At 43.3% G+C, this 20144-nt stretch carries 21 protein-coding genes; all 21 read right to left on the bottom strand.

Annotated features, from left to right (window positions below; genetic code table 11):
• Positions 1 to 161 precede the first annotated feature (161 nt).
• The 21 genes from G633_RS0107535 to G633_RS0107635 all read right to left on the bottom strand — a co-directional run bounded on the left by G633_RS0107535 (position 162) and on the right by G633_RS0107635 (position 20138).
• On the bottom strand, positions 162 to 887 hold the full coding sequence (locus tag G633_RS0107535; RefSeq protein WP_026519553.1) for a LytR/AlgR family response regulator transcription factor: 726 nt from the start codon (positions 885 to 887) through the stop codon (positions 162 to 164).
• A gap of 344 nt (positions 888 to 1231) precedes the next feature.
• Complete coding sequence (gene floA / locus G633_RS0107540) at positions 1232 to 2197, bottom strand: flotillin-like protein FloA (RefSeq protein ID WP_022768398.1); 966 nt, start codon at positions 2195 to 2197, stop codon at positions 1232 to 1234.
• Position 2198: 1 nt separating this feature from the next.
• Positions 2199 to 2681, bottom strand: coding sequence for an NfeD family protein (locus G633_RS0107545; RefSeq protein ID WP_026519554.1), 483 nt, complete (start codon positions 2679 to 2681; stop codon positions 2199 to 2201).
• A gap of 2 nt (positions 2682 to 2683) precedes the next feature.
• Complete coding sequence (locus tag G633_RS17745; RefSeq protein ID WP_051200034.1) at positions 2684 to 3421, bottom strand: sensor histidine kinase; 738 nt, start codon at positions 3419 to 3421, stop codon at positions 2684 to 2686.
• 166 nt (positions 3422 to 3587) lie between these two features.
• Entirely contained in the window at positions 3588 to 4370 is a 783-nt protein-coding gene (locus G633_RS0107555) for a methyltransferase domain-containing protein (protein WP_330363341.1), read from the bottom strand.
• Positions 4352 to 4837, bottom strand: a complete 486-nt coding sequence (locus tag G633_RS0107560; protein ID WP_026519556.1) for an adenylate kinase — start codon at positions 4835 to 4837, stop codon at positions 4352 to 4354. Before G633_RS0107560 ends, G633_RS0107555 begins: the two co-directional genes overlap by 19 nt.
• Positions 4834 to 5391, bottom strand: coding sequence for a GNAT family N-acetyltransferase (locus G633_RS17750; RefSeq protein WP_035771116.1), 558 nt, complete (start codon positions 5389 to 5391; stop codon positions 4834 to 4836). The genes G633_RS0107560 and G633_RS17750 overlap by 4 nt, the downstream gene beginning before the upstream one ends.
• 19 nt (positions 5392 to 5410) lie before the next feature.
• Positions 5411 to 5818 (bottom strand): GNAT family N-acetyltransferase, encoded by a 408-nt coding sequence (locus tag G633_RS0107570; protein ID WP_026519557.1) that lies wholly within the window; start codon positions 5816 to 5818, stop codon positions 5411 to 5413.
• 8 nt (positions 5819 to 5826) lie between these two features.
• Positions 5827 to 6336, bottom strand: coding sequence for an NUDIX hydrolase (locus G633_RS0107575; protein ID WP_026519558.1), 510 nt, complete (start codon positions 6334 to 6336; stop codon positions 5827 to 5829).
• Between the two features lie 8 nt (positions 6337 to 6344).
• Positions 6345 to 7085, bottom strand: coding sequence for a class I SAM-dependent methyltransferase (locus tag G633_RS0107580; RefSeq protein WP_026519559.1), 741 nt, complete (start codon positions 7083 to 7085; stop codon positions 6345 to 6347).
• Between the two features lie 24 nt (positions 7086 to 7109).
• Positions 7110 to 7892, bottom strand: coding sequence for a class I SAM-dependent methyltransferase (locus tag G633_RS0107585; protein ID WP_026519560.1), 783 nt, complete (start codon positions 7890 to 7892; stop codon positions 7110 to 7112).
• Positions 7885 to 9069 carry an NUDIX domain-containing protein gene (locus tag G633_RS19925; protein ID WP_196804244.1) on the bottom strand — a complete coding sequence of 395 codons (1185 nt, stop codon included), beginning with the start codon at positions 9067 to 9069 and terminating at the stop codon, positions 7885 to 7887. The genes G633_RS0107585 and G633_RS19925 overlap by 8 nt, the downstream gene beginning before the upstream one ends.
• Before the next feature lie 147 nt (positions 9070 to 9216).
• Complete coding sequence (locus tag G633_RS0107595) at positions 9217 to 10035, bottom strand: class I SAM-dependent methyltransferase (protein ID WP_026519562.1); 819 nt, start codon at positions 10033 to 10035, stop codon at positions 9217 to 9219.
• Between the two features lie 283 nt (positions 10036 to 10318).
• Positions 10319 to 10999, bottom strand: coding sequence for an MBL fold metallo-hydrolase (locus G633_RS0107600; RefSeq protein WP_026519563.1), 681 nt, complete (start codon positions 10997 to 10999; stop codon positions 10319 to 10321).
• 6 nt (positions 11000 to 11005) lie between these two features.
• Complete coding sequence (locus tag G633_RS0107605) at positions 11006 to 11569, bottom strand: HD domain-containing protein (protein WP_026519564.1); 564 nt, start codon at positions 11567 to 11569, stop codon at positions 11006 to 11008.
• Between the two features lie 59 nt (positions 11570 to 11628).
• The gene (locus G633_RS0107610) at positions 11629 to 13734 is read right to left on the bottom strand and encodes a M13 family metallopeptidase (RefSeq protein WP_026519565.1); all 2106 of its coding nucleotides are present in this window, start codon (positions 13732 to 13734) and stop codon (positions 11629 to 11631) included.
• A gap of 107 nt (positions 13735 to 13841) precedes the next feature.
• A complete protein-coding gene (locus G633_RS0107615) occupies positions 13842 to 14660 on the bottom strand; it encodes a hypothetical protein (protein ID WP_026519566.1) in 819 nt (272 codons plus the stop codon).
• 647 nt (positions 14661 to 15307) lie between these two features.
• Positions 15308 to 16720 carry a 23S rRNA (uracil(1939)-C(5))-methyltransferase RlmD gene (rlmD, locus tag G633_RS0107620; protein ID WP_026519567.1) on the bottom strand — a complete coding sequence of 471 codons (1413 nt, stop codon included), beginning with the start codon at positions 16718 to 16720 and terminating at the stop codon, positions 15308 to 15310.
• An 8-nt stretch (positions 16721 to 16728) separates the two neighbouring features.
• Positions 16729 to 16995, bottom strand: coding sequence for a hypothetical protein (locus G633_RS17755; protein ID WP_022768382.1), 267 nt, complete (start codon positions 16993 to 16995; stop codon positions 16729 to 16731).
• Between the two features lie 54 nt (positions 16996 to 17049).
• The gene (locus tag G633_RS0107630; RefSeq protein WP_026519568.1) at positions 17050 to 19491 is read right to left on the bottom strand and encodes an ATP-dependent helicase; all 2442 of its coding nucleotides are present in this window, start codon (positions 19489 to 19491) and stop codon (positions 17050 to 17052) included.
• On the bottom strand, positions 19491 to 20138 hold the full coding sequence (locus tag G633_RS0107635; RefSeq protein ID WP_026519569.1) for a DUF1836 domain-containing protein: 648 nt from the start codon (positions 20136 to 20138) through the stop codon (positions 19491 to 19493). The genes G633_RS0107630 and G633_RS0107635 overlap by 1 nt, the downstream gene beginning before the upstream one ends.
• Positions 20139 to 20144 lie beyond the last annotated feature (6 nt).

Consider the following 20144-nt stretch of genomic DNA (forward strand, 5'->3'; position numbering starts at 1 on the left):
AGATATCAGAAGGCATAAACCGAGGTCATCATACTATATTCATTTACAAGCTCTGTTCTGTTTGCACTCATTATTATGATTACCTCGCTTTCCTTAAGATTTTTATTACATTACAAAGAGTAACAAATATGCGTTTTAAAGTCAACGTGTTTTTTAGTTCGTCAGAATACCAGCTTCTGCTTCATCTCATTATATTTTTCAGAAGTCATAAGAGCAGTTTCGTCTGTATCCTTGAGAGTTACGGTATATGTCCATCTGCCATATACCTCAAGCTTTTTTACTGCTTCCACTCTGATTATGTAAGACTTGTGGCATCTCATGAACTTATCGGGGTCGAGCTTTTCCTGAATGGAAGAAAGAGATGATGAGGTAAGGAAAGTCTCATCCCTGGTCACTATCCTGCTTATGCCGTCGGTCCGCTCGATCATTAAGATGTCTTTTGTATCAATGAGATTTATCTCTTCCTTTCCGCGAATCACCAGTTTGTCAAAAGAGCCTTCAGCTTTTGCCTCAGTGTCTTTTTCCGCTGTCATACTCTTTATCCTGCCAAGTGTCTTGCCTATCCTCTCAAGATCGAAGGGTTTGACGAGATAGTCAAAAGCATATATCTCAAAGGCATTGGCCATATACTCGCTGTGGGCTGTCGCAAAAACTATCTTCACCTTTGGATCGACTTCGGTAATAGCCTTGGCACATTCAAGGCCGCTCTCACCGGATAGGTCAATATCCATGAAGACAACATCGGGGCGAAACTTGATAAAGTCGCTGATAGCCGCTGCGAAATTGCCGCATGAGGATACAACTTCGCAATCGGAAGTCTTCTCGATCATCTTTTTTAGAATATTTCTAATCTGTTCTTCATCCTCAACTATCATTACCCGTATCATAACTTCGCCCCTTCAAAGTTTATTATAAATAACGCGCGAGAAAACCCCTTCCGAAGAGTTCGGTTGTGGGATGAATCGCTTTACTCGAACATTTGTTTGTGATAGAATAAACATATCGGATCCTTGAAAACTGTATATATGAGGTTGCACCACGAATCTAATAAAACAAGAACCTGTGGTGCGTAAAATATACAAGGTGTTTAGTTCCCAAGCGCCACAAGCGCATATATAACACTTAAAGTATGCCGAAGGGATTTCCCGACGGAGTAGCGGCACCGTGAATGTGCCTTACTATACCGTAAGGTATTGTAGAAACCATTTCCGATAACATCGGTGATGGTACTTCATTTCTTGTCTTTCTTGGTCTCGACATATTCAGCGATGCTGTTGCCGATATCGTTTTTCATCTTGGTATCTGCCTGAACATTCTTAAGGTTGTAGTAGTCAAGCACTCCGATATTTCCTGACCTCAAGGCTTCTGCCATTGCTCTTGGAATCTCTGCCTCAGCCTTGACAACTTCTGCTTTCATCTCCTGTTCAAGAGCTACAGCCATCGCTCTTCTCTCCTCAGCCTTAGCCTGAGCAATCTTGGTGTTTGCCTCTGCCTGAAGGCTCTGTAGGTTAGCTCCGATGTTTCTGCCGATGTCGATGTCTGCGATATCAATGGACATGATCTCGTAAGCTGTGCCGGAATCAAGTCCCTTTTCAAGTACAACCTTTGAGATATCATCGGGATTCTCAAGAACGCTGCTGTGAGTGATTGCCGAGCCAACAGTTGTTACAATACCTTCACCTACTCTTGCAAGAACTGTTGCCTCACCTGCACCACCGATAAGTCTGTCGATATTGGTCCTTACAGTTACACGGGCCTTAACAAGAAGCTCTATACCGTCTTTTGCAACTGCTGCAATCTGAGGTGTCTCAATGACCTTGGGAGTAACGCTCATGGTTACCGCTTCAAACACATCACGTCCTGCAAGGTCAATAGCTGATGCCTGCTCAAAGGAAAGATTCATGCTGGCTCTCTCTGCAGCTATCAGTGCATTTACAACATTGTCTACATTTCCGCCCGCCAGGTAGTGAGCTTCAAGTTGATTGGTCGTAACATTTATACCTGCTTTTGTTGCCTTGATAAGAGGACTAACAATCTTTACAGGTTTAACTCTTCTAAGTTTCATTCCTACCAGGGAAAAGATACTGATCTTAACCCCGCTGGCTACTGCTGAAATCCACATTCCAACAGGGATCACAGCAAAGAACACGATTAAAAGTATGATTACAATTGCTGCTATTATAATAGTTGTCATCATTTTATTTCTCCTCCTCTACAATTATCCTGTTGTCTTTTACTTCTGTTATAACAAGAACAGAATCTTTTTTTATGTAATAATTTGCAGATTGAATATCCAGCTTGACTCCATCAAACTCGCCCTTTCCTGTGGGCTTTAAATCCGTTATTGCAACTCCCTTTTTCCCGATAAGATACTCCATATCCTTTTCATCGATAAACAGGTTCTTGCCTGGCAGGTCTTCATCAAGCTTGATGGGTGACTTTATCTTTTTTGACCCGAATATCACTATACTTATCACGAGCATTACTGCGATTATGACAATGGATATGACTCCCACTATCACTCTTTGCTGCATGCTGTTTCCGGTCAGAAAGATGCCGGCTGCGGTAAAGATGATACCTGCTATTCCCGGAAAGCCAAAGCCGGGCATATAGAACTCGACACCTATCAGAAGTATTCCTATTATCAGGACTATAACTCCCAATATCTGAACTGCTCCCATAATCATTCTCCTTTTCCAAAGCTTACCGTAAATACTGTCTCCTCGTCATCTGACGAAAGTTCAATATCTCCACTGTTCTTACCCAGAATCTCGGATACGATTGCAAGCCCCATTCCATGGCCTTCGCCTTTCTTGGTTGAAAAGCCTCTTTTGAAAATGTTATCTCTTATATCTTCGGGGATCTTCGGACCATTGTCATCCACACTGAAAATGTATCTCTCAGGGGTTTCCGTGATCTGCACTCTGAGCTTCTTTTCCTCGCCGGTGGAATCTTCAAGTGCCTTCATGGCATTGTCAATCAGATTGGAGAGAACCTTGCACAGCTCCCAGTCCTCTATGGCTAGTTTTTTTAGATCTGATTTTACATCGACCTGAAATTCGATTCCCTGTGCTTCCGCCTCTGCCATCTTGGCTGCCAGGAGTGCATTTATCGCAGGCTTTGACGTCTTTACAGCTTTTCCTGTCTTTAGCAGCTCCTTGTAAACTTTTCTGAGGTACGAATTCATTTCATCGTATTCCTCAAGTTCCATCAGACCATAGACAATCTGCAGATGGTTAAGGTAGTCATGTCTGTCCATTCTGAGTTTGTCATTGAGCTTGCACAGGTTATCGACGCTTTCCATAAGTGCATCATTCCTGGCTATCAGCTTCATGTAGTTCCTTATTAGGACAGCAATACAGGCAATGAGTATTACAACCAATATGACAAAACCGATTAGATAAAAAGATGAGTCTCCCACAACCGCCTCCGTTTTTCTATATACCAATCATAGCATCACTGCCTTTTTGAACAATTCATTTCCTCTCAATTATACAAAATCCCCACTGAAATGACATAAAATGAGCCCCAGGGACGGAGTCAGGGGCTCATTTTTGATCCCTAGGGACGGAGTCAAGGGCTCATTTTTACTTTTTCGCCACAATGAGATATCTGTGGATGGTTCCCTCGACGAAGCCATTCTTGTCGATTTTTTCCTGCATCTCAAGGAGCCTGTCAAAGCACTTCTCTACTGAGAATCCGGGGAACTCCCACTCTATGATGCGAGCAAACCACACGAATGCGCCCACGTCATAGAATCTGATTGGTCTGTACACTTCTTCGCCTCGGATCACTTCAAATCCGGCTTCTTCAAATTTCCTTTTCTGGATAGAGAGCTCTAACTCCGGGAAGGGCTCAGGTGTGCCGGGAAGAACCATCTCCACCAGTTCCCTGTCGTTCTTGCCTCCCACCTGCTGAGTGATGAATATACCGTCATCCTTAAGAAGTCTGTGTATCTCCTTGGGGTCAAAGCTGCCGTGTCTGTTGATCATTATGTCAAAAGAGCTGTCGGCAAAAGGTATGTCTGACTCATTATCGCAGGGCTTAAAGTCAATCCCAAGTGGTAAAAGAGTCTCTTTGCACAGCTCAACGTTTGGCGGAAAGCCTTCTGTTGCTGCTGTGTTCTTGTAAGGGTGTCCCAACGATAGCAGGAACTCTCCTCCACCTGTGTCAAAATCCATGAGCTTCATGTCAGGATCAAGGTACTCCTCAATTATCTTCTTGTAATCCCAGGGAAGATTGTCCTCCTCTTCGTATCTGTCATGTATGTGAGAAAAGTCCCAGCCGTGAATGTGGGCAATCTTCTCCTCTGCTTCCCATTCTTTTCTAAGTTCATTTATTCTGTCTGTATTCATATTTCTGTAATCCATTTTTCTGCCTCTTCTCTAGTGTGGAATGTGATCACTTTTTTGTCCTTATATTTGGAAAAGAGCTCGTAAAGCACCGGCTTGTTTTCTTCCTCATAGTTCTTAACCAGCTCCACAAGCTCAGGATCCAGCTGATTCTCTGTCCATGGCATATCGGGGCGATCCTGACCCACTCTGCCTATGATACCGTCCATGCAGACCTGCTCACCATAATCCAGGAAAAAGACTGTATCGCAGGCTGCAATTCTCTTTTCATAAGTTCTGCTGTAGTCTCCATCAATGATCCAACTATCGCGACTTACAAGGTCAGATAACCGCTCATCAAACTCATCCCTGGAAATGTGGGTTCTGTCTGCCTTCCACCATATGTTATCCAGATGATACAGCGGAAGATCTGTTTTCTCATGAAGTTTAATTGAAAAGGTGCTCTTACCACTTCCGGAGCACCCCAGTACAAGTACTTTTGTCATTTATGCATACTCTCCCACTCATGACGAAGAAGCCTGTACTCCAGGCGGGTTTTCATTCTGTCGTCATGCCACTCATAGTCGATGTGCTCTGCTTCTTTTATGAGCCCGCTTTTTTGCATAACTCTCTCGGAGCCGATATTCTCAGCCAGGCACCCGGTTGTGACACGGTATACATTGTCCTGAGTGAAAGCAAATTCGAGCACCTTCTGCACTGCCTCGGACATATATCCGTTTCCCCAGAACTTCGGATATGTGAAGTATCCCAAATGAACAAGCTTACCAACCGGAGTTGTTCCTGTAACAGTGTATCCGACGCTTCCTACCTGCTCATGGGTGTCTTTAAGTTCCATGTGCAGGAAATAAAACTCCCTATCAAGCTTCTCCATATCTGCAAGCACGCCTTCAAACTCTGCCCTGGCATCATCTTCTAAGTCCAGCTTGATATCCTGCATATAGTACATGGTCTTATCATCGGTTTTTAATTTGTAGTAGGCATCAAAGTCGCTCTCAGTGTAATCTCTGAGGATCAGCCTGTCTGTCTCAAGAGTAATCATCAGGTCTTTTCTCCTAGTATCAAATCTTCTTCAGGTAAAAATACTTACAAAGCTTAGGATCCCTATCCTCTCTCACAAACTCAAGCTCATAGCCCAGCTTTTTATAAAACTCCGGTGCCTGAAATCCAAAGGTAGTAAGGGCGATTTTCTCATACCCCTTTCCCTTGAAAGCATCCTCAACTGCTGCCACGAGCCTTCTGCCGACACCTGCTCTTCTATACTCTTTTCCGATTATCAGGTCCCCGATGTGAACCTCATTGTAATATGCTCGTCCCGTGATGACCCCCGCTATCTTTCCATCATCTTCTGCAGCAAAGGTAAATTCCTCAAAGTTCAGCGCCACTTCACAGTCCACAGCATAATCTGTGAACTCCCTGTTGATGAACTCTCCTATCTTTTCGTTATCCTCTATTCGTCTTATCTCCATGGTTAGCTTCACAACTCCTTTAATAATCTCAGCACTCTGAGATCTCTTTTTATCATGACCTCGTTAAAAAAGACATCGCTGGAATATATGTCATTGGCTTTGATTGCAGTATCAAGATCTACTATGCGCAGCACAAACTCCGCATCGCTCTCATAATCATCAAGCTCCTGCTCAACCAGCTCGTCTTCTACATCGCAGAAGTAATAAAAGTTCTCCTGCTCGAAGATAGTGTTCTCTCCCCGATCACTCTTTTGCCTGCGGAGGACACTTCCGAATTCCCTGATGCTCTCAGGAATGACAACCATTCCGACTTCCTCTCTGACCTCTCGGATAAGAGCCTGTCTTTTGTCCTCATCATCGTGAATTCCGCCGCCCGGGAATTTGTAATACTTCTCCTTCTGGCTGTACACCAGCGCGATCTTGTCGCCCTTTCTGATGATTGCTCTGGCAGAAGGTCTTCGAAATACGTTGCCTGATTCCTTATAGTCTTTTAAATCAATTTCAAAAAGTCTTTTCATGGTGATCCTCAATGTATCCTTGCCTTAATGACCAGAAAATCCGGCTTATGGAAAAGATCTTTATGCTCCGGAAATTTCTTAAGAAGCTCTTCATCAGGTAGCGGCTCTACCACTTTCTCTATGGTAAAACCGGTCTCTACCAGCATATTTACTATGGTTGAAAACATTCTGTGATACTTCTTGATGCCGTCTACAAACCAGGTGCTCTCGTTTTCTTTCTCGATACCATAGTTTTTCAGATTGATATGTATCTTTTCACCGTTCTCATCCCTGGTCCAGCGATTGCCTGTACTGTGGCAGGTGTTAAAGGGATGCTCCTGTGAAAAGATAAATTCGCCGCCGGGTGTAAGGAGGCAATTCACGTTCCTTACTACTCCTTCGAAGTCCTCAACATAGTGAAGTGCCAAGGAGCTTATTACAACGTCGAACTTCTCTGTTATTTGATCAATGTCCTCGATCGGCATGAGACGATATTCGATTTTCGGATCGCTGTTTTCGGCCTTTGCCACTTCCAGCATCTTCTCCGAAATATCAATGCCCACAACCCTGTCTGCTCCTTTTTGGATAAAAGAGATACAGTGCTCGCCATATCCGCATCCCAGGTCGAGAACTCTTTTCCCCATCAGATCTGGTAAAAGAGAAAACAGCGTCGGGATTTCAAAGAGGTCGTTGGCGTTTGATTCTTTTTCCCTAATTTTCTTGTAACCTTCAAAGAATGTTTCGTTGTCAAATATGTTCTGCTTGGGCATTTTCATTCTCCATTCGGTGATGTTTTAATGATTGTTTTTCCTTATGTACCAGCTGTAGCCATGGAAGATAAGGCTCTTTTTACCTTGTTCAAATATTGGCGCAAGAGACATCTCTATCCATTCTCCGGCCTCATCAGCTGTTATATTTCCACCCTCGATCTGCGCATTCACATTTGACTGGATCAGCATGAAGTCTACAAATGATTCAAGGTCAAATGTATACTCCATGTCATACTCTGTCTGCTTCTCCATGGTGAAACCTTCAGGCAGATCCGCCTGAGTCCACTTATTCTCTTTTCTGAAAGGCTTAGGAAATCTCTTTAGATACTCGTTCTGATACCATGTGGTGTAGGCATCGCTCCCGGTCATTCTGTCGGTTATTCCGAAATCATATATGACGAGTAGGCCACCATCTTCCATGACATCTAGCATATTTGCCATGAACTTTTTCTCATCAACCCAGTTAATAACGCCTGCGGCGGTTACTATGTCGTACTTGTTCTCGGGGACTGTTGTCTCCTCGGCCTTTGAAGCGTAAAAAGAATACGAAAGGTCTTTTCCATAAATATCTCTACACACTTCTACCATTGAGTCCGCGATATCGGTCCCGGTCACCTTGTCGCAAACAAGACGAAGTGCCTTTGTAGATAAACCTGCTCCGCAGCCGACGTCAAGGCCGTTCTTGAATTTATATGCTGCGTCAAGATTGCAGTCTTTAAGCAGTTGTTCAATAACAGATTTGTGAAGCCACGGGCGCTTGGCGTAACCAAGCGCTATTCTCTTTGAGTCAAAAGACCTGTTATCCATTGCGCTTTCCTCCTGAGATGAACTTCTCATACTCATTAAGCGCAGCATGTTCACGCCTGTAAAGCCCGTAAATTGCTATGTCCTTGTCATGGTAGTCTTCGTATTTACCGAATATCTCCAGCGCCTGTTCAAGCGGAACCCATGCATTTGTGTAGCCTGCAAGCATTTCTGCCTCTGTAAGGTGCTGAATACCGGTGTCTTCTATCAGCTCACATATATAGTAATGATTGATGTGCCTCCAGACGTCAAAGAGCTCCTCAATATCAAGATATCCTGCTACGGCCTTTGTCCTGTAGCCGGTCTCCTCCAACATCTCACGCTCACAGCACTCAGCGTAGTGTTCATGACCTTCTACTCCGCCGCCGGGAATGATGTAAAGTCCACTCTTTGGCTCGTGGCACAAAAGAACTTTTCCATCCCTTACAAGTATTCCTCTGCAAGCATGACGAAGCGTCTCTACATGTCCAAGGTAGTCATCATTTATAAGCAGCATCTGAACCGGAGAGCTGTCTCCAAACTCTTTTATCTGGTCGAAAACCCGATTCGGGACTTCGCCCACGAACCTGCGCATCATATCTGCTTTATAGAATTTATGTCCGGACACATCAATAGGATCAGGAAGATTGTACTGCTCGTCTATGAGATGTCTTTTCATCTTCGTCATGCACGTGGCCTTAACATAGTCCTCGAAATCTTCCGCCTTTGAGTCTTCAAGAAGTCTCATTATCTCATCGGCGTCATCTATGTTCTGATAGAGCCATCTGTCTATTCTGTTTGATTCAGGGTAATATGCTTCTTTGAATTCCTCGTAGGTCATCGGCGGAATCATCTCTTTTTGTAGAGCGCGCCAGATTGATAGGTCATTCCAATAGTCTGTCAGGCAATGCACGACTATTCCGATGTAGAATGCCTTTCGGATATTGTCATTTTCTTTTACCACATATTTGTTCCAAAAGGCTTTGATATTTATGATCCAGTTATCGTAGTTCTGCGTATCTCCCCAGGGTCCGCAGTTCTCGAATAAATGGGAATGTATCTTTTTGCTCAGATAATCCTCGTCAAAGTGCACCGAATCAGGCGCCACCGAGCCGAGTATGTACTCCGCCTTCCCCTCGGCAATCCCCAATCTGTCTATCAGCTTGTACGCTACTTCCATGTGCGTAATCTGTCCCGCCATACTTAATTCTCCTCTTTTCATACCTGTCGAAAAAAATGAGCCCTTGACTCCGTCCCCAGGGTTCAAAAATGGTCCCTAACCCCCGTCCCTAGGGACCATTATTCAATTATATCCGATAACCATGGAGCTCACAAGAAATAGCCATCGTCATTTCTTGATGAAAACCTGCACAACATGGTTGGAATAGCCCATCAGATCAGCTCTTTCAGCCGTTGCTATCAGGTACTGAAGCCACTCGTTATAGGACGCTTCCGACATATTGTTTACTGAGTCTCTGATGACGTGTGAGAGTCCATCCTGAGCAAATCTTGGGCCTTTTGTGACAGGCACTTCTTTTAACACCAGCTCTGTCAGTTCATCTATTGTGGGTATAGTATCAAGGTATATAGATGATCCGGTATTGTCTGTGACTCTGGCTGTGTCCCTTTCGTAGCCTATTGTCTTTATCTCTTCAGCCGGATTCTCATGCTGGAATATGTACTGTATGAGCGGAGCATCCTGAAGCACAAATGCCACAAATATTGGTGCACCTTTTTTAGCTACTCTTACAGCTTCTTTTATCGCTGCTATTCTCTCCGGTGTCTTATGAAGATGATAGACAGGGCCCAGCTCAAGTACCAAGTCATAGGTATCATCCTGAAACTCTTTTAAATCCATAGCATTGGCCTGGTGCACATTTATGTTTTCTGCGTCTTTAAAGAGTTCTTTCATTCTGGCAACGTTGTCCGGATGCAGGTCTATCGCATCGATTGAATAACCTTCATTAGCCAGAGCATTTGTGTAAACTCCGCAGCCGGCGCCGATATCTATGATCCTGTCACCGGGTTTTAGAAATCTATGGAGGTAGTGCATGGTCAATCTGTACTCTGTTTCATTTACTTTTGTACTAAACAAACGATACTCTTCTCCTGCGCCTGAGTACTGTCTCAGATATAATTCTTCAAGCTCTTTTCCCTCTAGTCCCATTTCATGTTCCTCCTTTTTGCAAGCATCCATTTTCATGCTGGTCTTATGCAACAAAAAAAGCACATCAGCAAGACTACAATCTGCCCTGTGCTTTTCATAAATCATCATATACGAAAAACCACACAGACAGATAAGACCTATCGGCTCACAGCTGTGTGGATAAATCCAGCTATAAGCGAATATGTCTATACATAATCTCCATGTAGTTATACATATAGCGCTGATTCATAAGTGCTCCTTATCGGTTTATTGTTTGCTATGATATCGCGGACATAGAGTGTTGTCAATGCATTAATAAATCCACAAGTGTATCATCGGTTTCTACCGGTACCCAATGACCTTCCACGCATATATCAGGATTGATCTCCCTTATCGTATCGGCAAGTTTTCTGCTAAGAGCCGGATCCTTTGCACCGTTTGGGAACTGTGGGCAGGTTGCATCTCCGAGGAAAAGAGCTTTATCCTCACATACGTAAATCACTGTTGAGTCATCTGTATGAGGAGCTTCTGTCTGCATAACTTTGACAGTGCAGCCTCCAAGGTCAAACGTGATTTCACCGGAAAACGTCATATCAGCCTTAACTACTATTACTTCCTTATTCCCTTCATACTCTTTTCTGATGCTTTCATTCATAGACAGAAATTCACCGGGACCGTTTGTCTCTATCTTTTCTTTCCATGTAGCAAGATACTGATTTGTCTTTTCGTTAGCAAGACACAGTCCGTTTACTGCATGCATTCCAAAAGTATGATCCCAGTGCCAGTGGGTTATTACTGTCATACTCGGAAGTGGGAGGTTCTCTTTTTCCAAAAGATCATAAAACTGCCTTGTATGTGCAGCTGAGTGGCCTGCATCAATCGCTATGCTGTAATTATCACCTTTGACATAACCAAGGTTCGGGCGATCTCTTTCCTCCTCAAAGGGCATATACCATATGTGCTTTGATAGCCTCTTCAATTCCATGGTGTTTCATTTCCCTTCATCAATCTTTTTCAAAGTATCGTCAAGCACAGCCTTTCTCAGTTCCGTAAGCCATTCGGAAAAAGACACTGTATCAAATGCATAGGTCTTGTTAAGCTCATACTCATTCTCTGACCAGGTATCTATAGGTGATTCGTTATGTTGAATAAGAGCTTCCAGCTTATCCAGAGCCTTATAGAGCTTTGCTTCCTTTGTTTCCTGTGCGTCCATTTCCCTATAGAGGTCAGCTATATCCTTTGATAATTCTTCCGGTAGGGACTGTACCCATTTATTTAAAAGAGAATCCTCAACTTCCCTGTCGTCATCTGTCTTGATGAAAGTAGGAATATCACCGGTAAAGCATTCGCCAAGGTCATGGATAAGGCACATATCTACAACCTTATCTATATCCAGTTCAGGAAACTCATGCCTTAAAAGAAATGCCATGAGCGAGATTCGCCAGCTGTGTTCAGCTACGCTCTCGGTTCTACGGTTTGTGGTTGTGCAATGGCGAGGTGTATCTTTTAACCTCTCTGCCACATGTAAAATATCCAGGTACTCTCTTGCATTCATACTTATCCTCTTCTTTATGACTCCTGGCAATTAAAAAATCAGTATGTATTTGGAGTATTCTACCATACTGCAATCCTGTCTTCAGGTGCCATGTACATACCGTCACCTTCTTTAATGTCATAGCAATCAACAAATTCATCAAACTGAGCCAAAGTAACGTTGGATCTCAAATAATGAAGCGGATGCTTATCAGAAAGTACAGCCGCCTCCATGTATTCAACTGTTCCGACTCTTGCCCACAAATGTGCATTTGCCCTAAAGAACTTATCGTAGTCAAAGCCATCTATTTTGCCGGCCATAATTAGCATGCATTTTAAGCCTGCCATATCTGCTATAGCCTCTGTCTGTACAAGCTGTCCCTTGTACGCTGTGCCATCATCGAAGGCTACGACCTTATCGTAGTACGCCACAAGCTTGTCAGCTCTTTCTTTAAATGCTGCATAATCTTCGTCCGTCCACCAGTTATTAAGGTTACCCTCTGCATCAAACTGAGCACCGTTAGTATCAAAAGCATGAGAGATTTCATGGCCTATAACACTGCCAAGTGCACCATATTTTTCTTCCAAGGACATATCACTTCTATAAGTAACATCACAGAAGAATCCCGGTATTATATTGATGGAGTTGTCCATTGGATTATAGAACGCATTTGTATCAAGCATGTCAACCATCCAAATATCCCTGTCGATTGTGGTATTGAGGCGACTTAAGGAATCTTTTCGTAACGCTTCACCATAATCAAGTATCGCCTGCAAAAGTGTTCCACCCTCTTCTTTTGACTTAACTACATAGATAGAATCATCGTCCCACTTATCAGGATAGACAGCATTTATCTTCATCTTATGAAGCTTATTTTTGGCTTCTTTTCTGGTTTCTTCTGAAAGCCAGTCAACAGAGTCAAACATATTATCATAAGCGTCAATAGCATCCTGGCATAGCTTTGTGATCTCCTGTTTCATTTCTTCAGTTAAATACTTTTCCTTATAAATGCGTCCAAAGCTGCCCGGAAACTTTTCCCTGGCATCAGAATAAGCAAGTTCTGTATCCGGCATACTCTCAGTTGTACCTGAAGCCTCATTGCTTATTCTCTGATACTCGCGATATGCTTCTTCATCAATGACACTTATGTAAGCTACGATGCTATGGACAAGGATATATGCCTTAATGCCCTCCAGATTTTCCTCTGTATAAAGCTCATTTAAACCCTTAAGCCACTCCGGCTCGCTTAGATTGATAAGTTTGGATTTTGACCAGCCATAATTCTCCATATACTCTACTAAGGGATAATTGGGAGAAAGAGTCTCAATATCCTTCATGGTTACAGGATTAACAGAAGCCGTTACATAAGTCGGGTCACTTCTTTCCAAAACACTCTTTTCATATTCTGTCAGCTTGGCCTCAAAATCATACATATCCTGCAAAGCTTTGTCTATCTCATCTTTGGAAAAACCAACTCTGCCAAGCATATAGCCAGCTGTTTCTTTGTTTGCCTTTTGCTTACGTTTTCCATTTTCTGTGAGGATTTTGTATTCAGCAGAATCCTGCAGTGAAAGTTCTGTAGGAGATATCTGAACCTCGTAGAGAATGGAGTTCTCACTGTTCAGCGAAAGGTCTACCGTTGCCAGACTGACTCCCCATTTGAAGTTTTCTTCTGAAACCAGAACTTTTGACATTTCATCAAGAGATGAAACATTTCTTACCTTTTGCACAAATGGGATAATCGGGTCGATACCTGTTTCATTTCGTCCCTCCCAGTCAAGCCATAGTTCGTAGTAATTCTGTATTTTTTCTGCATCTTCGCCTGTAAGACTTGTATCTGTAAGCATATCCATGCATCTGTTTTTTACAATATCGGCGGCGTCAAGAAGAGGCATTTCGGTTGGATATCCCGGGCGCAACTTAGCATTCATCAACCAGTCATGATTCACATTAAGGTAAAAATCATCCTTAAGATCAGCATTAACATCCTCTGTGACCATACCGAGGATTGTTGAGTTGATCCATGGGGTCATGACCGATGAATCCATTGGAAGCCCTGAAACATCACTTTGTACGTCTCCACTTTCTACAGTTTCAGTATTTGCCTTTCCACAGCCCGTGATAGTTGCACATATAAGTGTAATTGACATAATCACTGAAAGAAACTTCTTGTTTAGTTTTGTCATGGATGTTCTCCTTATCATAACTCGACAGCGCCTTTGATGATCTTTCTTTATCTTCCTGTTGTATTTTATCTTTACCATTTATCTGTCGAAAATTCAAGGCACTGATTTCAAAGCAAATGTTCTCTGATCAGCATCTCTGCAATTGTAGTATTGAGCGCATAGGTTGATGACTCATATGTGAGGATCAGACGCTTTCCGGGGATGATATTATTCTTTGTGTACTGATCGATTTTCCTGATACCCTTCTCGACATACTCAGCATCATCCATTCTTCCTTCATGCTCCCAGTATATTTCTTCAAATGTCTTTTTGCTTAACAATGTGAAATCGGGATAAACTATACCATATCCCTTTAGATACAATGGGCATTCATACTTATACTCAATGCCCATGTCATAGAACATATCCGCAAGAAATTTCTCAGATTTGGAGCGCATTCTCTCGCCCTTCTTGCTGTAGATTTCAGTTTTAACATTTTCAAAGCTTTTGCCGACATATGGGACTGATTTCCACTCAGCCAGGCGCTGTTCGTAAGTGGGCTCTACAGGCTTTATTAGACTTTTTCTTTTGTCATTCAAACTGTTATAGATAGCCACAATTTCGTCATCATTATACTCTTTGACCAGCCTTTCAAGTTGCTTTTCTCTCCTATCCACAAGCTTTTTGACTTTCTGGTCATATGATTTTTGAGCAAGCTGTTTGGCTAATGGCAGATCATCTTTCTTAATATAGGACAATTTGAATTCCTGTCTATCACTTGTCTCCGTACATTGTACCTGTTTACATTGTATATATTGGACTTGCTTCTTTGCCGTCGTTATTCTAAGTGTTCCATCCGGAACATCTTTGAGCCTTTCATCAACTGTTCTTTTGATTTCTTTAATTCGTTTTGATTCCTTTACCAGTAATTCTTTTAATCCTTGCAATTCCTACTGTTCCTTTCTGTTCATTTCTATTTCTTTTCTTTGATGTTATTTTTTTGATCACTCCAATGTATTCTTTTTGTATGCACTTACTTGCTTATGCTTGATCCATATCACTCTGTTGATTTCCTTATTTCTCTTAATTTCAACAGTGTATTTTCTCAGCTTCTTCCTGTTGTAATTGAGTTATTTATGGTTATCAACAGGGTTTATTTGAGTGTCTGCCCTGTTGAATTTTCTATACTTACTTTTTCCAACAGGTAAATGCATCTAATTGTACCTGTTGAAATTGATATTATTATCATTCCCAACAGGTTGTTCCAGCTAAAATCATCTGTTGGAATTGATAAAATCGCTATTTTCAACAGGATTTACAACTAAAAACACCGGTTGAAATCAATGAAACTCTTCAAAGCAACAGGTTTTCCAGCATTTCTTCACTCTTTAACTCTTAATACAAGAAAAAAGCAGAATTCGCCTCAAAATTACAACTGCCATAAATTGATTTTTGGAAATATCAGCAGTGAATAGACTGAAAATGCCACTGCCAATTTCTAAGAAAAATAGAATTATAGCAGTCCGCCAAGAACGGCGGACTGCAAATTAGTCATAAAAATGTTATCTCTCCGGAACAACAGCGCTTACAGCACTCATCCTTCGCTGCCGCTTGCCTTCGTCAAGAGAACGACTGTCTCCACATGGCTCGTCCAGGGGAACTGGTCCACAGCAACGCCCCTAGTCATCTCATATCCGGCGTCCTGAAGGATCTCCAGGTCGCGGGCGAGGGATGTGGGCTTGCAGGAGACGTAGATCATGTAACGAACTCCGTAGCCGATGATCTTCTGAAGCGCCTTGGGGTTAATGCCGTCACGAGGCGGATCAAGGATGATGAAATCAGGCTTGTCCTCGATTTCGTCAAGAACCTTAAGGACATCTCCGCAGATGAACTCGCAGTTGTCCAGGCCGTTTAACTTGGCATTCTCTCTGGCTGCTTCGACAGCCTCTTCCACAATCTCAACACCTATGACCTTGTTGGCAACAGGAGCAAGGAGCTGTGCAATAGTGCCGGTTCCTGAGTACAGGTCGTAGATGATCTCATCCTGGCTGATCTTCTTCTGATCATATAAACTTCTGATGTATCCTCTTACCGTAGTATAAAGCACTTCAGCGCTCAAACTGTTGGTCTGGAAGAATGAGAACGGAGTGATCCTGAACTTAAGTCCCAGCAGGTACTCGTAGAAGAAGTCCTGTCCGTAGAGGATCTCTGTGCCCTCGTCAATTACCGCATCAGCAAGGGAATCGTTCCTGGTATGAAGGATTCCTGCAATTCTTCCGGTGAGATCAAGAGATAAAAGAGTCTCCGTAAAGCCTGACAGATCATGCTCTTCCTGAGAGGTAGTGATAAGGTCCACAAGGATATCTCCGGTCTTAACAGCCTTCCTTACAAGGAGGTGCCTAAGATAGCCCACCTGTTTCATTCTGTGGTAGAAAGAGATTTCCTTCCTCTCATACATCGGGGCAAAGTAGTCCAGAGTTGCTGAGAGAATGGCCTTATAATCATCATCAACGATTCTGCATCCTGAGACCGTTACGATATCATAAAAACTGCCCCTCTTGTGCATACCAAGACAAAGGGGGCCTCCTATGGAGTCGTCACCGAAGGTGAACTCCATCTTATTTCTGTACGCAAACTTAACCGGGCTGGTCTTGATACCCTCCCAGGTAAACTTGCCTTCCTGTCTGTCCATAGCATGCTTAAGCAGTGTCTTGACCTGCTGTTCCTTGAGGCCAAGCTCCTTGACATAGGGCATGGTAAGATAGCTGCATCCGCCACACTTTCCAAAGTGTATGCAGGGACTATCCTGAGCATCGGGAGACTCCTCAAGGACCTCCACTACTCTTCCCTCTGCCCTTTCCTTCCTAAGCTTTGTTATCTGGACAGATACTTTTTGATCGGGAAGGACACCCTTTACGATGACCTTCCCTTCACTGGTTTCAACTATTCCTTTGTTGGGGAATTCAACTTTCTTTACAATTCCCTCGATAATATCTTTTTTCTTCACAATAAAATTTAGCCTTCTCTGATGAAGTCCTCGTCCTCAAAGTCATCTTCGAAATCATCGAAGTCATCATCGTAATAATCGTCTTCAAACGCGGGAGTCATATAGCGATATACAAGGAAAGAAATAACTGCTACTGCAGAAATTGCTCCGAGTACTGCCAGTGCCCAAAGGATCACGTTGGAAGGCTTCTTGGCATTTGCTGCCTCTCTCTTATCCAGGAGCTCGTTAATACGTGTCATTTCAATTAAGTCTTCAATTTTAGATTTTACTTCCATTTGTAACCCCTCCTAAAAAATTGTTTGATGTAAATATTATAACATGTATCGGGCTTATATTTTCTTAAGTTTTGCAAAAGCGGCGTACATTACTTTCTGGCCCGGTCCGTCAAACATTACCGTAACCTTGTAATCTCTTGGGCCCTGCTCGAGACCTGTAACAGTGCCCTCTCCGTACTTCACGTGGGATACTCTGTCGCCTACAACATAGTCCGGAGTTTCTGCCTTCATCGGCATTCCCTTGGAAATTCCTGCAAGCTGTCCCTTAGCATGAGTCGCACCTGCGCCGGCTATATATGGCTTGTCCGGCACTGCTCTGGGCTTAGTTACCTTAGGCTTGGGCTTAGCCTTCAACTTATATGTATTGGCCAGTTCTGACTTTCCATTAGCAAAAGAGCTCTTGGACGCACTCTTAGCCAGTCCCTTTGCAAAAGCAGGCTTGATTCCCGAATATCCGCCGTCTAAGTAATCATCGTCTGATGAATAGTCAAAGTCATCATCAATAGTCTCGCCGCCCTCGTACAGGAAGGAAGCTGCTGTCAAAGGCTTGTTGCGATCAAGCAGCTCATCCGGAATCTCCTGAGCAAACCTTGAGAGACGGTTGTACTGGGTCTCGCCCCTTACCATTCTGCGTCTTGCGGCTGTAAGAGTAAGATTCTTCTTAGCTCTTGTTATGCCTACATACGCAAGTCTTCTCTCCTCTTCAATGCCCTCAGGATCCGAGTCCTCAAACTGAAGCGCCATATAGCTGGGGAAGACGTTCTCTTCCATTCCGGCCAGATACACGTTCTCAAACTCAAGTCCCTTGGCACTGTGAAGTGTCATAAGAAGGACCTTCTCATTGTCCTCTCCGATTCTGTCTATATCGGCAACCAGCGCCACCTCTTCCAGGAATCCCGTAAGAGTAGGCTGCTCAACTTCCTCGTTCTCCTCATAGGCAGCGATCTTGGATATAAGCTCGTCTACGTTGGCAGCTCTATCGTTGTCCCCACTGTCGTCATCATCATCGAGTGTCTTCAGATAGTCCATATATCCAACAACATCGATGACATCCTTAAGGAGCTCTTCCAGGGAGAAAGTCTTACTCTTGGTCCTGAAAGCCCTGATCATGGTCACGAAGTCGGTAAGCTTAGCACTTCCACGTGATATTGTCATGATCTGGTCTGCTTCACACAGAGCCTCAAAGAAGCTGATCTGCCTCTCATCGGCGTAGGCCTGAACATTATCTATGGTTGTTGCGCCGATTCCCCTCTTGGGAACATTGATTATCCTCTTGACTGCGATATCGTCAAGTCCACTGTCAATGGTCTTAAGATATGCCAGAAGGTCTTTTATCTCACGTCTTGAGTAGAAGTTTGTGCCACCTACGATATCATAGGGAATACCCTCGTAAACGAATCTCTCTTCCAAAAGTCTGGACTGGGCATTGGTCCTGTAAAGAACTGCTGTCTCATCATAGGAAAGCTTATGATTTCTCTTTAGCTTTCCAATCTCTGAAGCTATATACTCGGCCTCTTCCTGAGCAGTATCAAACTCCCGCAGGTGTACCTTCTCCCCATCCTTGATGTCAGTCCAAAGAGCCTTAGCCTTACGCCCTGAATTGTTGCTGATAACTGCATTGGCAGCATCAAGAATCTGCTGGGTAGATCTGTAGTTCTGTTCCAGCTTAATAACGGTAGCATCGGGATATACCTTTTCAAAGTCCAGGATATTCCTGATGTTGGCGCCTCTGAATCTGTAAATACTCTGATCGTCATCACCTACAACGCAGAGATTTCTGTACTTGTCAGCAAGGAGCCTTATAAGCTCAAACTGCGCATTGTTGGTGTCCTGATACTCATCCACCATAATGTACTTAAACCTCTCCTGATAGGAGTCAAGAATGTCAGGATTCTTCTTGAACAGCTCAACGGTCTTCATCAGAAGATCATCAAAATCAAAGGCATTATTCTTCCTCAGCGCCAGCTGGTACTCGGTATATGCCTTGGAAACTCTTGTCTTGATATAGTCATTGCCCGCTGAAAGAGCGTACTCTTCAGGGCTGACCAGATTGTCCTTGCACTTGGATATGATGCCCATTATATTTCTGAGCTTGAGCTGCTGAGTCTCCAGCTGGAATCTCTTGCAGACATCCTTCATAAGTGCCTTGGAATCATCCGTATCATAAATCGTGAAATTATTGCTGTAACCGATCTTGTCTGCATATCTTCTGAGTATTCTGGTACAGCTCGAGTGGAAAGTGGAAACCCAGATGCTCTCGGCACCAAAGCCCACGATCTTATCGACTCTTTCCCTCATCTCACCTGCTGCCTTGTTGGTGAAGGTGATGGCCATTATATTCCAGGGGTTAACCCCGCATTCATCAATCAGGTAAGCTACTCTGTGGGTCAGTACCCTGGTCTTACCGCTGCCTGCCCCGGCCAGAATAAGCACCGGTCCGTCAGTTTGCAGCACTGCTTTCTTCTGCTGCGAATTGAGTGTATCGTAAATTCCCATTACTTCTTATCCTTGGTTTTCTTTTCTTTTTTGTTGTCCGGCTTATCATCATTTTCTGTCATGTTGTCCAGAATCTTCTCTATGAGCAGCTTTTTGACATAAACGTCGTAGCTAAGAAGAGTTATGAATGAAAAAAGACGCATCTTCTTCTGCTCTTCTTCATTGATATCCGGATCGTCAAAGGTCTGCATAGCCCTTTCATATCTCTTGGTGATATCCTCTTTAACAGGCTCTAAAGACTCCTCCTGAAGCTGATACAGAGTCTCATATATCCTTGAAAGATCGAGCTTGTCCTCTGCCCCATAGAACCTGCGCTTTAAGGGTTCTATCAGAGTCTGGATATCGTTGATTGACAGAATACTCTTGAGATAGTAAATAACTATAAGCAAAATGAGATGATCCTTGGAATACTTCTTCTTAACAGGCGGAGGAAGCAGATCATTCTTGGCATAGTTATTGATCATGGTCTTGGTAAGGATCTTGTCCTCTCCGGGATGACGTGTTGTCTTTTTAAGTCTCTCATCCATAAAAGAGGTCAGCTGATCCATATAAAGATCAATATTTGGAATCTCATCCAAAGAAATTGTCTCTATTCTCCCAAGAGAAGCCATTATGCTGTTCAAAAGATCATCATTGTCAATTGTCATCTCTAA

Origin of the sequence: Butyrivibrio sp. FCS006, assembly GCF_000424525.1 — a bacterium.
Classification (GTDB): domain Bacteria; phylum Bacillota; class Clostridia; order Lachnospirales; family Lachnospiraceae; genus Butyrivibrio.

Excerpts from the sequence above, each read along its gene's own strand:
- G633_RS0107595 (WP_026519562.1), bottom strand. The coding sequence starts at position 10,035 with ATGGGACTAGAGGGAAAAGAGCTTGAAGAATTATATCTGAGACAGTAC.
- G633_RS0107545 (WP_026519554.1), bottom strand. The coding sequence starts at position 2,681 with ATGGGAGCAGTTCAGATATTGGGAGTTATAGTCCTGATAATAGGAATA.
- G633_RS17750 (WP_035771116.1), bottom strand. The coding sequence starts at position 5,391 with ATGATTACTCTTGAGACAGACAGGCTGATCCTCAGAGATTACACTGAG.
- G633_RS19925 (WP_196804244.1), bottom strand. The coding sequence starts at position 9,069 with ATGGCGGGACAGATTACGCACATGGAAGTAGCGTACAAGCTGATAGAC.
- G633_RS0107535 (WP_026519553.1), bottom strand. The coding sequence starts at position 887 with ATGATACGGGTAATGATAGTTGAGGATGAAGAACAGATTAGAAATATT.
- G633_RS0107560 (WP_026519556.1), bottom strand. The coding sequence starts at position 4,837 with ATGACAAAAGTACTTGTACTGGGGTGCTCCGGAAGTGGTAAGAGCACC.
- G633_RS0107610 (WP_026519565.1), bottom strand. The coding sequence starts at position 13,734 with ATGACAAAACTAAACAAGAAGTTTCTTTCAGTGATTATGTCAATTACA.
- G633_RS0107585 (WP_026519560.1), bottom strand. The coding sequence starts at position 7,892 with ATGGATAACAGGTCTTTTGACTCAAAGAGAATAGCGCTTGGTTACGCC.
- G633_RS0107630 (WP_026519568.1), bottom strand. The coding sequence starts at position 19,491 with ATGGGAATTTACGATACACTCAATTCGCAGCAGAAGAAAGCAGTGCTG.
- G633_RS0107575 (WP_026519558.1), bottom strand. The coding sequence starts at position 6,336 with ATGAAAAGACTTTTTGAAATTGATTTAAAAGACTATAAGGAATCAGGC.
- G633_RS0107605 (WP_026519564.1), bottom strand. The coding sequence starts at position 11,569 with ATGAATGCAAGAGAGTACCTGGATATTTTACATGTGGCAGAGAGGTTA.
- G633_RS0107600 (WP_026519563.1), bottom strand. The coding sequence starts at position 10,999 with ATGGAATTGAAGAGGCTATCAAAGCACATATGGTATATGCCCTTTGAG.
- G633_RS0107635 (WP_026519569.1), bottom strand. The coding sequence starts at position 20,138 with ATGACAATTGACAATGATGATCTTTTGAACAGCATAATGGCTTCTCTT.
- G633_RS0107580 (WP_026519559.1), bottom strand. The coding sequence starts at position 7,085 with ATGCCCAAGCAGAACATATTTGACAACGAAACATTCTTTGAAGGTTAC.
- G633_RS0107570 (WP_026519557.1), bottom strand. The coding sequence starts at position 5,818 with ATGGAGATAAGACGAATAGAGGATAACGAAAAGATAGGAGAGTTCATC.
- floA (WP_022768398.1), bottom strand. The coding sequence starts at position 2,197 with ATGATGACAACTATTATAATAGCAGCAATTGTAATCATACTTTTAATC.
- G633_RS0107555 (WP_330363341.1), bottom strand. The coding sequence starts at position 4,370 with ATGGATTACAGAAATATGAATACAGACAGAATAAATGAACTTAGAAAA.
- G633_RS17755 (WP_022768382.1), bottom strand. The coding sequence starts at position 16,995 with ATGGAAGTAAAATCTAAAATTGAAGACTTAATTGAAATGACACGTATT.